Annotated in this window: 12 protein-coding genes; 10 read left to right on the top strand and 2 right to left on the bottom strand. The window is 67.9% G+C overall.

The annotated features are described in order from the left end of the window. Positions 1 to 11 precede the first annotated feature (11 nt). Together ACQUQR_RS09205 and ACQUQR_RS09200 are read right to left on the bottom strand one after the other, a co-directional pair. Complete coding sequence (locus ACQUQR_RS09205; RefSeq protein ID WP_435196167.1) at positions 12 to 2,627, bottom strand: valine--tRNA ligase; 2,616 nt, start codon at positions 2,625 to 2,627, stop codon at positions 12 to 14. Between the two features lie 346 nt (positions 2,628 to 2,973). After that, positions 2,974 to 3,753 (bottom strand): carbon-nitrogen hydrolase family protein, encoded by a 780-nt coding sequence (locus ACQUQR_RS09200; RefSeq protein ID WP_435196166.1) that lies wholly within the window; start codon positions 3,751 to 3,753, stop codon positions 2,974 to 2,976. A gap of 169 nt (positions 3,754 to 3,922) precedes the next feature. Here ACQUQR_RS09200 and ACQUQR_RS09195 point away from each other — a divergent pair, with 169 nt between their 5' ends. The 10 genes from ACQUQR_RS09195 (at position 3,923) to ACQUQR_RS09150 (ending at position 14,619) form a co-directional block, all read left to right on the top strand. Continuing rightward, positions 3,923 to 6,793, top strand: coding sequence for an FAD-binding and (Fe-S)-binding domain-containing protein (locus ACQUQR_RS09195; RefSeq protein WP_435196165.1), 2,871 nt, complete (start codon positions 3,923 to 3,925; stop codon positions 6,791 to 6,793). After that, positions 6,790 to 7,671 (top strand): DUF6282 family protein, encoded by an 882-nt coding sequence (locus tag ACQUQR_RS09190; RefSeq protein ID WP_435196164.1) that lies wholly within the window; start codon positions 6,790 to 6,792, stop codon positions 7,669 to 7,671. The genes ACQUQR_RS09195 and ACQUQR_RS09190 overlap by 4 nt, the downstream gene beginning before the upstream one ends. Before the next feature lie 80 nt (positions 7,672 to 7,751). Beyond that, a complete protein-coding gene (locus ACQUQR_RS09185; RefSeq protein WP_435196163.1) occupies positions 7,752 to 8,573 on the top strand; it encodes an amidohydrolase family protein in 822 nt (273 codons plus the stop codon). A 7-nt stretch (positions 8,574 to 8,580) separates the two neighbouring features. Further along, complete coding sequence (locus tag ACQUQR_RS09180) at positions 8,581 to 9,894, top strand: MmgE/PrpD family protein (protein ID WP_435196162.1); 1,314 nt, start codon at positions 8,581 to 8,583, stop codon at positions 9,892 to 9,894. A 37-nt stretch (positions 9,895 to 9,931) separates the two neighbouring features. Then, positions 9,932 to 10,639 carry a helix-turn-helix domain-containing protein gene (locus ACQUQR_RS09175; protein WP_435196161.1) on the top strand — a complete coding sequence of 236 codons (708 nt, stop codon included), beginning with the start codon at positions 9,932 to 9,934 and terminating at the stop codon, positions 10,637 to 10,639. Positions 10,640 to 10,697: 58 nt separating this feature from the next. Beyond that, on the top strand, positions 10,698 to 11,144 hold the full coding sequence (locus ACQUQR_RS09170) for a universal stress protein (RefSeq protein WP_435196160.1): 447 nt from the start codon (positions 10,698 to 10,700) through the stop codon (positions 11,142 to 11,144). Between the two features lie 112 nt (positions 11,145 to 11,256). Next, positions 11,257 to 12,207, top strand: a complete 951-nt coding sequence (locus ACQUQR_RS09165) for a glycine betaine ABC transporter substrate-binding protein (RefSeq protein ID WP_435196159.1) — start codon at positions 11,257 to 11,259, stop codon at positions 12,205 to 12,207. A 1-nt stretch (position 12,208) separates the two neighbouring features. After that, positions 12,209 to 12,943 carry an ABC transporter permease gene (locus tag ACQUQR_RS09160; RefSeq protein ID WP_435196158.1) on the top strand — a complete coding sequence of 245 codons (735 nt, stop codon included), beginning with the start codon at positions 12,209 to 12,211 and terminating at the stop codon, positions 12,941 to 12,943. Next, the gene (locus ACQUQR_RS09155; RefSeq protein WP_435196157.1) at positions 12,940 to 13,944 is read left to right on the top strand and encodes an ABC transporter ATP-binding protein; all 1,005 of its coding nucleotides are present in this window, start codon (positions 12,940 to 12,942) and stop codon (positions 13,942 to 13,944) included. Before ACQUQR_RS09160 ends, ACQUQR_RS09155 begins: the two co-directional genes overlap by 4 nt. Continuing rightward, positions 13,945 to 14,619, top strand: coding sequence for an ABC transporter permease (locus ACQUQR_RS09150; RefSeq protein ID WP_435196156.1), 675 nt, complete (start codon positions 13,945 to 13,947; stop codon positions 14,617 to 14,619). It abuts the gene before it with no gap. Positions 14,620 to 14,925 lie beyond the last annotated feature (306 nt).

The raw sequence follows: 14,925 nt of genomic DNA, 5'->3' as shown, positions 1-14,925 counted from the left end.
CTTACGCTCCTCTATGGGTAGACGAGCACCGTCGTCTCACCCAACTCGATGACCTCGACCTCCTCGCCGCTCTCGGCACGGAACTCCTCGCGCACGTCGACCATCGCCTCGGTGACGGTGCGCTCCGCGCCGTCCACCTCGACGACGAGTTCGCCGTCGCGGTCGAGCCGCTCGTGCACCGTGGCGGGGTCCATCGCCTCGACGGCGTCGATGACCGCGCCGGCCTCGTCCCGGAACGTCGGGCCGAGTTCGGCGTGGTTCGGCTCGATTTCGACAGGAACCTGCTCGATGGCCGGGCTCCCCTCCTCGACGTAGACGGGGCCGTTGATGGCGTTCGCGAGGTCGTAGGTGTCGGGGTTCGGCCCGTCGATGTCGGGGAGGTACAGCTCGACGCGGGAGAGCTCCGCGTTGAGCGCCATCCCCGCGTCCGATTTCCAGCCCCGAACCGCGGCGGCGACTTCGGCGATGTGTGCGCCGCGCTCGTGGGCAGCCTCGTCGACCGGGGGGGCGGGCCACTCGGCCGCGTGGACGCTCCCCTCGGTGCCGGGGAGCTGTCGCCACGCCTCGTCGGTGATGAACGGGGCGAACGGCGCGAGCATCCGGAGCGAGGCCGAGAGCGCGGTGTACAGCGCGTGGCGGGCGGCGTTGCGCTCCCCGGGCCGTCCCTCGTAGAGCCGGCCCTTCGCCAACTCGAGGTAGTCGTCGGCCAAATCGTGCCAGACGAACTCCCGGACGGCCCGCAGCGCGCGGTCGAACCGGTACTCGGCCATGTGGCCCTCGATCTCCGCGGCGACCCGTGCCGCCTCCGTCAGGATCCAGCGGTCGGCGTCGCGGTAGGCCGGGTCGACGAGCGCCGTCGTCCGTTCCTCCACGTGGGAACAGGTGAACTTCGTGACGTTCCAGAGCTTGTTGCCGAACCGGGCCGCCGAGGTCACCTCCTTCGGCTGGAACTGCACGTCCGTCCCGGGCTGGCCGGCGAGCGCGAGCGCCTGCCGGAACGCGTCGGCGCCGTGCTCCTCGACGACGGTCTCGGGGCGGACGACGTTCCCCCGCGATTTCGACATCTTGTGGCCGTCCTCGCCGAACACCATCCCGTTGATGAGGGCGGTCTCCCACGGCGTTTCGTCCTCCAGTGCGGCGGTACGGAGGAGGGTGTAGAACGCCCATGTCCGGATGATGTCGTGGCCCTGTTCTCTGAGTTGGACGGGCTCGAAGTCGGCGTCGGGCCAGCCACGGATGGCGAGCGCCGAGAGCGAGGAGTCCATCCACGTGTCCATCACGTCCGTCTCGCCGCGCCACGCCTCGGAGTCGCACTCGGGGCAGGCGTGTTCGGGTGACTCCTCCGTGGGGTCGAGGGGAAGGGCATCCTCCTCGGCGACCTCGACGTGACCGCACTCACAGAACCACGCCGGAATCGGGGTGGCGAACACACGCTGGCGGGAGATGACCCAGTCCCAGTCCATCCCCTCGGCCCACTCCTCCAGTCGGGCGTACATGTGCTCCGGCACCCACTCGACCGCCTGGGCGCGGTCGAGGATCTCCTCGCTATCGACCCGGACGAACCACTGCTCCTTCGAGAGGATCTCGATGGGAGTGTCACACCGCCAACAGCAGCCGACTGACTGCTCCGTTGGCTCCTCTTCGTGGAGATGCCCGGCCTTCGAGAGCGCGGTGGCGATCTCCTCTTTCGCCTCGTCGATGGTGAGTCCCGCGAACTCGCCCGCCTCGTCGTTCAGGTGGCCGTCCTCCGTCAGGACCGTGCGCAGGGGGAGGTCGTGTTCGGCCCACCACGTCACGTCCTGTTTGTCCCCGAAGGTGCAGACCATCACTGCACCGGTGCCGAACGCCTCGTCCACCTCGCTGTCGCCGATGACCGCGACCTCGTGGCTGAAGAGGGGGACCTCGACGGTGTCGCCCACGCGGTCGGCGTGGCTCCCCTCCGGGTCCACGGCGATGGCGACGCAGGCCGGGATGAGCTCCGGGCGCGTCGTCGCGATCTCGATGTCGTCGTTCCCGACCCCCGCGAAGGTGACGTAGTAGAGCGTTCCCTGTCGGTCCTCGGGCTCCACCTCCGCGTCCGCGATGGCGGTCTCACACCGGGGACACCAGTTCACGGGATGTTCGTCGCGGTAGCAGTAGCCCTCGGCGTGCATCCGGACGAACGACTGCTGGGTCTTCCCCCAGTAGTCGGGGTCCATCGTCCGGTACTCGTGGGCCCAGTCCTGGGAGAAGCCGAGGGTTCCCATCGTCTCTTTCATCGCGTCGATCTGGTCCTCGGTGTGCTCGATGCACAGCTCCCGGAACGCCTCGCGTGAGACCGCCGTCCGGTGGATGTCGTGGTTCTCCTCGACTTTCACCTCGGTCGGCAGGCCGTGGCAGTCCCACCCCTGCGGGAACAGCACGTCCTTCCCCTGCAGACGGTGGTACCGCGCGAGGAAGTCCATGTAACACCAGCCCAGCGCGTTCCCGATGTGGAGCTTTCCGGTGGGGTACGGCGGCGGCGTGTCGATGACGTAGTCCGGTCGCTCCTCGTCGTCGTTGTAGGCGTAGATCTCGTCGTCGCGCCACGCCTCGCGAAGCCGCGGTTCGGCCTCGGCGGGGTCGTAGCTGTCTGGTATCTCACTCATGGGTAGGGGTGCGCCCGGCGAACGCGCAGTTGGCTCCTCGGACGGCGGTTTCGCTTAAAAAGCTTGGTACATTCTTTATATTTCGTTTATATATTCACTCGGCTCTGTTGAACGTCTCAACCCTTGATAGGAAGTGCGTGACACATATAGAGGGTGTATCGGTCACCCCCACTCCTATGCTCGAATAGCCGGCAAGAAGGCCTAAATCGACCATCCTCCGTTCCACCCCGACCCGCGACCGGAGTGGTAGCACCTCGGGTTGACTGATAAGGCGACGAAGGAATTGCCAGGGCGAGAACGGGCACGCCGGCGGAGCATCGAAGCGCCGGAACCACTCGGCACAGGTTCAGCTGTCGTCCGTCCACGCGGTCGACAGCTGCCGCCGTGTCTCGCGTACCGGGTTCCGCTCCCGGGCGGCGTCGAGCGCCACCGAGTCGACCGTCGCGACGGCCGCATCGGGCGCCGTCCCCGTCTCCACGAGCACCTCTCCCTCCGGGCCGGCGACGAGGCTCTCGCCGGCGTGGTCGCGCCCGCGCTGGTCGCCGACGTGGTTCGCGCCGACCGCGTAACAGGGGCCGTCGAGCGCTCGCGACCGCAGGAGGAGCCGCCAGTCGCTGCGGAACGATGTCCGCCACGCAGCCCCGACGGCGAGCACGTCACAGTCCCGCTCGGCGTACGCCAGCGCCAGTTCGGGGAAGTTGAGGTCGTAACACAGCAGGAACCCGACGCGGCCGACGCGCGTGTCGGCAACGACCGGGCCAGCCCCCGTGTCGAACGCGCTCGGCTCGTCGCCCCAGGGGTAGCACTTCCGGTAGGTCGCCTGCACGCCGTCGCCGTCGACGAGGACGAATACGTTGTACAGCGCGTCGCCGTCCCGCTCGGGAAGGCCGACGACGAGTTCGGTGTCGGTCCAGCCAGCGATGTCGACCAGGGGTGCCGTCAGGTCGCCGGGGACCGGCGTCGCCCGCTCTCGCGCCACCGACAGGTCGTACCCCGTCACGCACAGCTCCGGGAACACGGCGAGGTCCGCGTCCGCCTGCTCGGCTAGCGCCGCGATGCGCTCGTAGTTCGCGTCGAGGCCGCCCACGACCGGCTCGAACTGGCACGCGGCGACGCGCGGCGTCATGCCGGGTCACCCGCGTCGTCTCGGTCGACCATCTCGTGTTGGGGCTGGCACCAGCCGGGCAAGGGCGTTGCCGGCCACATGTCCACCGTTTAAACGACCGGCTGGGCGAATAAACCCCGGCATATGTTCGTCTGAAAGCCCAACGGCGGCTGGCGCCAGCATCCCGGTAATGAGCACCGACGACGCGACGCCTGCCCCCGACGGCCTCGCCGCCCGACTCGACGGTGAGGTTGACTTCGGCGCCGCCGCCAGGCACCTGTACGCCACCGACGCGAGCATCTACGAGGTCGAGCCCAGCGGCGTCACCTTCCCCCAGTCCCGCGAGGACATCCGCGAGATCGTGGCGTTCGCCCGCGAACACGACCTCTCCATCACGGCCCGCGGCGCCGGCTCGTCGCTGACGGGGAACGCGGTCGGTGAGGGCATCGTCGTCGACTGCGAGCGACACCTCGACGACGTGGTCGAGGTCGACTCCGACACGCAGACGGCGACCGTCCAGCCGGGCGTCGTTCTCGACGACCTCAACGCGATGCTCGAGGCGCACGACCTCTACTTTCCCCCGGACCCCTCGACGTCGAGTACCTGCACCATCGGCGGGATGGTCGCCAACGACGCGGCTGGCGCCCACTCGGTCCGCCACGGCACGACTCGCGACAACGTCCGGCGCGTCGAGTGCGTGCTGGCCGATGGCACCGTCGCCGACTTCCGGCGCTACGAGGGCGCCGACCTCGAGGCGGTGTTCGAACGGGACGACCGCGTCGGCGAGGTCCACCGGACCGTGCGCGACCTTGTCGCCGAGCACGCCGCCGAGATCGACGCCCGCTACCCCGACGTCGAGCGGAACTCGAGCGGCTACGACCTCGAGTCGAGCGCCGACCCCGACGGCGAGTGGCTCGACCTGTCCCGGCTCGTGGTCGGTAGCGAAGGGACGCTCGGCGTCATCACCGAGGTGACGCTCGAGTTGACGGAGCGGCCCGAGACCCGTGCCGCCGCGCTCGTGTTCTACGACGATGTCGTCACCGCCGCGGCCGCCGTCGCCGGGACGCTCGAGGCGGACCCCAGCGCGGTCGAACTCATCGACGACGCCGTGCTCGGCTACGCCCGCGACGCCTGGGGGTTCGACCTCGTCCCCGAGGACGCGGGGGCGGCGCTGCTCGTCGAGGTGGAGACCACGCACGCGGCCCAGGAGCGCGACCTCGACGCGGCCGTCGCCGCCGCCCGGACCGACGCGACGGTCGCAGTCGAGCGGGCGACCGACGACGCCATGCAGGACCGCCTCTGGAAGGTGCGGAAAGCGTCCAACCCGCTGCTCAACCGTCGGATGGGTGACGAGCAGGCGCCGTCGTTCATCGAGGACGCCGCGATTCCGCCCGAATCCCTCCCGACCTATCTGGAGCGCGTCGGCGACGTGCTCCGCGAGCACGACCTCGAGGCGAGCGTGTTCGGCCACGCGGGCCAGGGCGTCCTCCACATCAAGCCGTTCCTGAACCTGCAGGAGGAGGGGGACCGCGAGGCGCTCCGCGCGGTGTCCGAGCGGGTCCACGACATCGTGCTCGATGTCGGCGGGTGCGTCTCCGGCGAACACGGCGACGGGCGACTCCGCTCGGAGTACCTCCCGCAGATGTACGGCGACGAACTCTACTCGGCGTTCGTGGAGGTGAAGCGGACGTTCGACCCCGAGGACGTCTGCAACCCCGCGAAGGTCGTCCCGTCGCGCGACGGGGAACTGGCGTCCGTCGACGAGGACCTCCGGTTCGAGGGGTACGATCCGGCCGCGGTGGACACGGCGCTCGACTTCGGTGACGAGGGCGGGTTCGACTCGCTGGTCGAGCAGTGCAACGGCTGCTCGAAGTGTCGGACCACCGGAAGCGGAGTGATGTGCCCCTCCTACCGGGCGACTGGTGAGGAGGTTACGAGCACCCGGGGGCGGGCGAACATGCTTCGGGCGGCCATCGACGGCGAACTCGGGGAGGACGCGCTCACGAGCGATGAGTTCCAGGAGGCCGTGCTCGACCGCTGTCTCGCGTGCAAGGCCTGCGAGACCGAGTGTCCGACCGGCGTCGACATGGCGAAACTCAAGACCGAGGCGAAACACCAGAAGCACCAGGAAGAGGGCGTGCCGCTCCGGGCTCGGCTGTTCGGGAACGTCCGGCTCCTCAATCGGGCGGGGAGCGCGCTCGCGCCGCTGGCCAACCGCCTGAAGGAGTTCGGCCCGGGGCGCGTCCTCGCGGAGAAGACGCTGGGCATCGACCGGCGGCGCACGCTCCCCGCGTTCGCGGCCGAGTCGTTCCCCGAGTGGGTCGCGAGTCACGAGCCACACCCGGCGGCCGGCGAGCGTGGCACGGTCGCGCTGTTCCCGGACTGCTACACGGCGTACAACCATCCGGCAGTCGGCCAGGCGACGGTGCGGCTGCTCGAATCGCTCGGCTACGCCGTCGAGGTTCCCGACATCGACTGCTGTGGCCGCGCCGCGCTCTCACAGGGGCTCATCGAGCGGGCACGCGGGTTCGCCGAGACGAACGCCGATGTCCTGGGCGCGTACGCCGACCGCGGCGTGCCGGTCGTGGGCGTCGAGCCCTCGTGTGTCAGCGCCCTCACGGAGTACGACGACCTGCTCGACGAGCCGAACGGGGTGCCCGCGGCCAGCCGGACCGTCGCGTCGTTCCTCCGCGACCGCGTCGACGCCGGCGCCATCGACCTCGCCCACGCGGCCGACGCGACAGACGCGACCGTCGCATTCCACGGCCACTGCCACGCGACGACGAAGGGCTGGGACGTCGACCCGGTGGCGCTGCTCCGGCAGGCGGGCTACGAGGTGCGTCCCGTCGACGCCACCTGCTGTGGAATGGCCGGCGCGTTCGGCTACGAGACCGAACACTACGACCTCTCGACGACGCTGGGCGCCGACCTGGAGGAGAAACTCGACGCCACGGACGCCGACCTCGTGGCCGCAAGCGGCGCGTCGTGCAGCCAGCAACTCGCCGACCGCGACGTGGAGACGCACCATCCGATGGAGCTGCTCGCGGAGGTGGTCGCGTGACCGCCATCGACGACGCGGAACCGGCGTACGACCTGCTCGACGGGGCGCTCGACGTGCACGTCCACACCGCGCCCGATCTCGTCGAGCGGTTCCAGAGCGATGTCGCGCTCGCGCACGCCGTGCGGGACGCGGGGATGCGTGGCGCCGTCGTGAAGAGCCACGTCGTTCCGACGGCTGGGCGGGTCGAACTCGCGAACGAGGCGCTCGGCGAGCAGGTGCTGTACGGCGGGGTCGCGCTCAACGGGAGCGTGGGCGGCGTCAACCCCGACGCCGCGGAGGTGGCGCTCGACCTCGGCGCGAAGGTCGTCTGGCTCCCGACCGCGTGGAGCCACAACCACGCGAGCCAGGCGCGGGCCACGGGCGTCGAACGGTTCGTCGGCCAGCGCGTCCCCGACGCCGACGAGGACCTCCACGTCACCGCTGACGGCGACCTGACGCCCGCCACTCGGCGCGTCGTCGATCTCGTCGCGGAGCACGACGCGGTGCTGGGGACGGGCCACGTCCACCCCGACGCCATCGAGACGGTGGTCGACGCCTGCGCCAACGCGGGCACGCGTTGTCTCGTCAACCACCCGTTCTTCCGCGTGCTCGATCTCTCCATCGACCAGCAGGCGGCGCTCGCGGACCGGGGCGCCGTGATGGAGTTCTGTGGGTACGCCGTCCAGAGCACCGAGGGTCACACCGTCGAGCGCGTCGCCCGGGCGGTCGAGCGTCTCGGCCCCGAGCACTGCCTGCTGGCGACGGACTTCGGGCAGGCGTCGAACCCGCCCGTCGAGGGGCTCGCGAAGTTCGCGGCCGCGCTCGTCGACGCGGGCCTCGACCGCGAGACCGTCCGTCGCCTCCTGTCTGAGACGCCGACCGACCTGCTCGGCGTGTAGCCGGATGTCGACCCGCACTTGAACGGTGTGACATGTAGCCGCGAATCCTGATACGGGATATCCCGCTACGTCGGCGTGCAATGGCAGATTACCCTGTCGTCAACGGTCACCACCACATCGGCAACCCCAACGCCGAACAGGACCGCACGTTCGAGTGGTCCGAGAGCATCGCCCAGATCATCGACGCGATGGACGAAAACGAGGTCGACGCGACCATTCTCCAGCCGCTGGGCGGCGAGAACGACCGCTCAGTCACCGAGGTTCACGACCACATCTACGAGGCCTCCCAGGCGTACGAGGGGCGCATCTTCGGTACTGCGGCGGTCAACCCGCACCTCGGCAGCGAGTTCGTCCACGAGGAGATCACCCGCTGTGTGCAGGAACTCGACTTCAAGTTCGTCAAGCTGCACACGCTCGCGTGGGGCGTCGACCCCACCTCCGACATCGCCTACGACGTCTACGATGCCTGCGTCGAGAACGACGTGCCGGTGATGGTCCACACCGGCCCCCACGGAATGCCGTTCTCCATTCCCGGGATGTTCATGCCGGTCGCCGAAGATTACCCCGACCTCCCGATCATCTTCGCGCACATGGGCGGCGCATACACGCTCACGCAGGAGGCCATCTTCATGGCCGAGCGCTACGACAACATCTACCTCGACACGACGCTCGCACTGAACATGTACATCCGGCGGGCGATGGAGGCGGTCGGCGCCGACCGGCTCATCATGGCCGCCGAGCACTCGACGAACATCCCGGTCGCGCTCACGAAGATCGACTGCATCGGCGCGAGCGAGGAGCAGAAGCGGAAGATCCTCGGGCAGAACGCCATCGACCTGTACGACCTCGACGTGGCAAAACAGGACTGGGACGAACAGGAAGCCACCGCCGCCGACGACTGAGGCGACCGTGACGACGGACGACGCCGTCGCGTTCGCCCGCACCGCGAGCCATCGACGGGGCGAGGAGCCAGTCGCCACCCATCTCCGGGCCCGGGTGCTCGACACGCTGGCCGCGGCGACGGCGGGCTATCGCCTCCCGACCGCCGACATCCTCCGGACGTACGCCACCGACCGGTTTGCCGACGCAGTCGATGCCACACTTCTCGACGGCACTGGTACTCGTGTGTCGCTCGAAGCGGCGACGCTGGTGAACGCCACCGCGGCCAACGCGCTCGACATCGACGACGGCCACCGCGAGGTGAAGGGCCACCCGGCGGCGGTCGTCGTGCCCGCGGCGCTCGCCGCAGCGGAAGCCGCGGACGCGACGGTCGGCGAGTTCCTCGACGCCGTCCTCGTGGGGTACGAACTCGGGGTCCGTGCCGGCCTCGCCATCCACGCGACCGACGCCGTCTACACCGGCACCGGGTCATGGGGGGCTGTCGGCGCCGCGGCCGCCGTCGGGCGGCTCCGGAACCACGACCCGGAGACGCTCGCGGCCGCGCTCGGTACCGCCGAGTACCACGCTCCGCGGACGCCCATCATGCGCGGCGTCGAGAAACCCGGGATGACGAAAGACGGCATCGGCTGGGGGTCGTACGCGGGCACCGCGGCGGCGCTGCTGGCCGAGCGGGGATTCACCGGGTCCGGGACCGTCTTCGACGAGGCGACGGTCGCCGTCACCGACTCGCTGGGCGAGCAGTTCCACGTCACCGAAGGCTACCTGAAGCCGTACCCGTGCTGCCGGTGGGCGCAGCCCGGAGTCGCCGCCAGCCTCGACCTCCGGGAGCGGGCGCGCTTCGACCCCGAGGCGATCGAACGCGTCGAGGTCGAGACGTTCGCGGAGGCGACACACTTGGGTACACGCGCGCCCGACTCCCCGGAGGCCTCCGAGTACTCGTACCCGTATCCGGTCGCAGTGGCGCTGGCCCGCGGCCGGTTCACGCCCGCCGACCTGGAAGCGTCGGCGCGGGGAGACGACGCCGTCAGGCGGCTGGCCGAGCGCGTCGACCTCGTCGTCGACGAGGGGCTCGACGACCGGTTCCCCGCCGAGTGTCTCGCCCGTGTCACCGTCGAGACACCAGCCGAGACGTACCGTTCGGACGTGCGGCGCCCGCCAGGGGCCCGCGAACAGCCGCTCACCCGCGCAGAGCGGGGCGAGAAAGCCCGCCGGCTTCTCGCGCCCACGGTCGACGCGGCGGCCGTCGAAACACTCCGGGAGACGCTCCGGAAACCCGACCAACCGGTACGGGCGCTCCTCACGCCGTGGTCGGATTCGGCGTGATACTTAACCTATCTGGGGAGGTCTAGAGAGGAAAGCCATGCTGACTGCGAAGGTGTGTGTCCGGTACGAGGGCGACTGGACGGCGGAGCTGGCGGCACACGACGTGTTCGGCGAGTTCATCGCGTCGACGTTCCGCGACCGCCGCTACGTCGGCATCATGGCTGTCGAGTGCAACGCGGACGAGGTGGAGAAGGTTCTCGACATCATCGGAAGCCACCGCATGATCGACGAGGTGGAGGTCGTAGAGGAGTTCGCCGCGGACGAGCGAAACCGGAGTTCGCTGACGCTGTTCCTCGAGGGGCAACTGACGGAGTTCACGCCCCTGCAGACGCTACTGTACGAGGGGTTCCTCCCCATCGGGCCGACGAAACTCGAGAACGGGCGGGAGTGTTTCGACCTCCTGTTGCACGACCGCGACGAGTTGTCGAAGGCCATCGAACTGCTGGGGGAGTTCGGCAGCGTGACCGTCGACCGCATCAGCGAGGAGTTCAGCCGCGAGGTGGTCCCCTCGCGGACCGGCTGGCAGTCGCTGCTCGCGTCGATTCCACCGCGCCGACGGGAACTGCTGAACCTCGCGCTCGAGGAGGGGTACTTCGAGATTCCACGAAAGGTCACGCTCGAGGAACTGGCCGACGAGATGGGCATCACCAAGACGACGGCCTCCACACACCTCCGGAAGGCCGAACGCCAACTCGTGGAGTTCCTCCTCCCCTACATCAACCTCGCGGCCGAGACGGACGAGTGATAAACGTCGCCATATGTTGGGCGGGCGACTCAAGGCGTCGCTGGCCGAGTCAAAGAGTATGACACGCGTGCTGCTCCCCGTGAGCAACCACTCCCGCTGGGCCGAGAGCGTCGCCGAGGTGGTCGTCGACACGGAGGCCGCCGCCGACCTCACGGCAGTCGTGACCCATGTCTTCGACGAGGAAGAAGTCGCCTCGACGAACACGAACCTCGACATCGAGGGACGGGCGAAGGTGGACGAGCTGGCGATCCGGAAGTCCGGCGTGAACGCGGCGACAGAGCGCCTGAAGGAAGCCGGCATCGACACCGAGGTTCGCGGTGTGGAACACGAAGGGGAGCCTGCCGCTGCCATCGTCGACGCCGTCGACGAGGAGGACGTCGACCGCCTCTACATGTATAGCCGCAAGCGAAGCCCGGCCGGGAAGGCCGTCTTCGGAAGCACGCTCCAGCAGGTCATTCTCCAGGCCGGCGTTCCCATCGTCGTGGTCCCCTCGAATGCGCTGTGACGCGCGCCCCCGGGAACGCTCGCTGTCTCGGCAGGATTCGAGCCGATTAATAAAAGGTCACAATAGTTCGCGCGAACGGTTACCCCAGTAGGTCCGACACACTCGGTAGAGCATGACACCAAAGCACACGCGCCGACAGGTTCTGAAGCAGGGGGCAGTCGCCGGCGGTGCCACCGGGCTCACGGCACTGGCTGGTTGTACGAGCTTCATCGGCGGCGCCAGCGGGACGGTGAAGGTCGGGTCGAAGCAGTTCACCGAGCAGGAACTGCTCGGCTACATGGCCTACGAGTCGCTGAAGGCGAACACGGACGTGAAGGTCGTCAACGAGGTCGGATTGGGCGGCACCACGACCAACTTCCGGGCGGTGAAGAACGACGAGATCGACCTCTACTGGGAGTACACGGGCACCGCGTGGGCCACGCTCCCGCCCAAGCACGACAAGGTCATCACCGACCCGAAGAAGATCTACAACAAGGTGGACAAGGAGTTCAACAAGCAGCACAGCCTCGATTTCCTCCAGCGGGCGCCGTTCAACAACACGTACGTGCTGACGGCGAACCCGGACTGGGTCGAGAAGACGGGCGTGAAGACTATCTCCGACTTCGCCGAATACGTCAATAACGGGAACACCGACTTCACGGTGGTGCTGAACGCGGAGTTCGAGAAGCGGCCCGACGGCTGGCCCGGCCTCGCCAAACACTACGGCTTCGACGACGTCCGCTCGAAGCTCAATGTAAAGAACGTCAGTTCGGGTCTCACCTACCAGACGGTCGGCCAGGGCGACGCGCAGGTGGGCGTCGGCTTCAACACGAACCCGAAGATCATCAAGTTCGACCTCGTTGTGCTGAAAGACGACAAGAAGTTCTTCCCGGTGTACAACCCGGCACCGCTGGTGAGACAGGACACCCTGAACTCGAACCCGTCGATCAAGAAGCCGCTGAACGCCATCGGGCCGAAGCTCTCGACGGACCAGATCCGGAACCTGAACAAGCAGGTGTCCATCGACGGCGCGGACGCCCAGAAGGTGGCTCGGGAGTTCCTGAAGAACGAAGGGCTCATCTGAGATGCTCACCACCGTCGCGACCGTCGCGAGTCCACCGCTGTTCGTTCACGCCTACGTCGAGTACATCCTCTCGAACAGCGGGAGCCTCGTGCGACTCACGCTCCAGCACATCTCCATCATCGTGCAGGCGATCGCCATCGCAGTGCCGCTCGGCGTCGTGGTCGGCACACTCATCACGTACAACGACCGGGCGGCGACGGTCGTGCTCTGGCTCGCCGGCGTGATGATGACCGTCCCGAGCATCGCGCTGTTCGGGCTGCTCATCCCGGCGTTCGGCATCGGCAAACCGCCCGTCATCGTCGCGCTGGTGCTCTACTCGCAGTTGCCGGTTATCCGCAACACGTACGTGGGGCTCGACCGCGTCGACCCGGCCGCGGTCGAGGCCGGCACCGGCCTCGGGATGACCCGCCGCGAGCGGCTCCGGCGCGTGAAGCTCCCGATGGCCCTCCCGGTCATTATGGCCGGCGTCCGCAACGCCGTCGTCGTGCTCATCGGCATCGCGGCCATCGGGGCGTTCATCGGCGCGGGCGGGCTCGGCGACCTCATCTTCAACGGCGTCTCCGAGCCAGACATCCAGGAACTCGTCGTCGGCACCGTCCTGCTCTCGCTGCTGACGCTTGCCGTCGACTACGGCTTCGGACTGGTCGAGCGCGTCCTCCGGCTCCGCAACGGTGAGGACGTCCAACTGCCGCGGCTGGTGCGAGGCGCGGTTACCAACTCAGGAGGCACCTCATGATCGAGTTCGAGAACGTCACCAAGGAGTATCCGGACGGTACCGTCGCCATCGAGGACATCAGTTTCACCGTCGAGGAGGGCACCACGACCGTCCTCGTCGGCCCCTCGGGGTGTGGGAAGACGACGACGATGAAGCTCGTCAACCGGCTCGAGGACCCCACCGAGGGGACGGTGTACTTCGATGGGACGGACATCTCCGAACTCGACGAGATCGAACTCCGGCGCGACATCGGCTACGTCATCCAGGAGATCGGCCTGTTCGACCACATGACCGTCGGCGAGAACGTCGCCACCGTCCCCGAACTGAAGGGCTGGGACGAGGCACGTATCGACGACCGCGTCGACGAACTGCTGGAGTTGATGGACCTCCCGCCCGAGCAGTACCGCGACCAGTACCCCGGCGAACTCTCGGGCGGCCAGCGCCAGCGCGTCGGAGTCGCTCGGGCGCTCGCCGCGGACCCCGACGTGATGCTGATGGACGAGCCGTTCGGCGCGCTCGACCCCATCACTCGTGAGAACCTGCAGAACGAATTCCTCGACATCCAAGAGGAGATCAACACGACCATCCTGTTCGTCACCCACTCCATTGACGAGGCGCTGAAGATGGGCGACCGCATCGCCATCTTCGATGTCGGCGAGATCGTCCAGTACGACACGCCCGGCGAGATTCTCTCGAACCCGAAAAACGAGTTCGTCGAGGACTTCATCGGCGCCGACCGGACGCTGAAACAGCTTCAGGTGACGTCCGTCCGCGAGGTTATGGAAGAGCCAACTGACGACCACCGCGAGGTCGTCGCGGCCGTCGAGGACGACGGGCCCGCAGGCACGGCCATCGGTGATGGTGGCGAGGTGGTCCCGGTCGAACCGACCGACAGCACACAGGTCGCGCTCTCGCGGCTCATCCAGGGTGGCGTCGACGCGCTCCCGGTCACGCGTGAGGGGGAGGTCGTCGGTGTCGTGACCGAGGCCGCGATCCGCGACGGCCGCAACGGAGGGTCGTAGATGGGTATCCTGCAACAGCTCCCGGCCGCGTGGGACTACCTCCTGGCGAACCAGCAGCAGTTCGTCGAACTGCTCATAACGCATCTCCAGCTCGTGTTCGTCGCGGTCGTCTGTGCCATCCTCGTCGCCGTGCCGGGTGGCATCCTCGCGACACGCCGGCCGAAACTGAAAGGGTACATCCTCGGCCTCGGCAACATCGCGCAGTCGGTGCCGACCATCGCCATCATCTTCCTGGTGTTCCCCTTCCTCGGCATCGGGTTCACGACGGCACTAGTGGGGCTGTTCACCTACGCCATCCTCCCCATCCTCACCAATACCATCGCGGGCATCGAGGACGTCGACTCGTCGACGGTCGAGGCCGCCCGCGGCATGGGGATGACCGACTGGGAGATCCTCAAGGAGATTCAGCTCCCGCTCGCGCTACCCGTCATCTTCGCTGGCATCCGCACCGCATCGGTCATCACCGTCGGGACGGCCTACCTGGCCTTCTTCATCGGCGGTGGCGGCCTGGGCTTGTGGGTCGTGGTCGGCATCAAACTGTTCAACATGCCGCAGGTGCTCGCCGGCGCGATTCCCGGCGCACTGCTGGCTATCGGCATGGACTCGCTGTTCGCCCTCGTGGAGCGGCAACTCGGCGGCGAAGGGCTCCAGAAGGAGTCCGCCGCCGGCGCGTGAGTCTGCAAGAGGAATTCTTCTCCGTGTCAATATCGATACTCACCGGCGCAGAAACAACATATCGACCACTTCAATGGGCTCGGTTCCGCTCACCTGCTGGTGGCCGACTCGCGCGCTGTATTCAACACGATCCCAACAAATTATTAGCGACTGAGAATTTCAACAGAGCTGTCTGCTTTGGTATCGTGGGATTTTGCGCTGGTGGTGTCTGCTGTGTTCGTTCATCTGGACGTGGGATTCGGGACTGCAGAGAACACCTCGAAAGCCCCGCTCTGCTGGTGAACCGCGGTGCCAGCTGTCGACACC

The sequence above is a fragment of the Natronomonas sp. EA1 genome, assembly GCF_051195035.1.
GTDB lineage: Archaea > Halobacteriota > Halobacteria > Halobacteriales > Haloarculaceae > JBNTJV01.
This window is presented reverse-complemented; position numbering and strand designations above follow the sequence as displayed.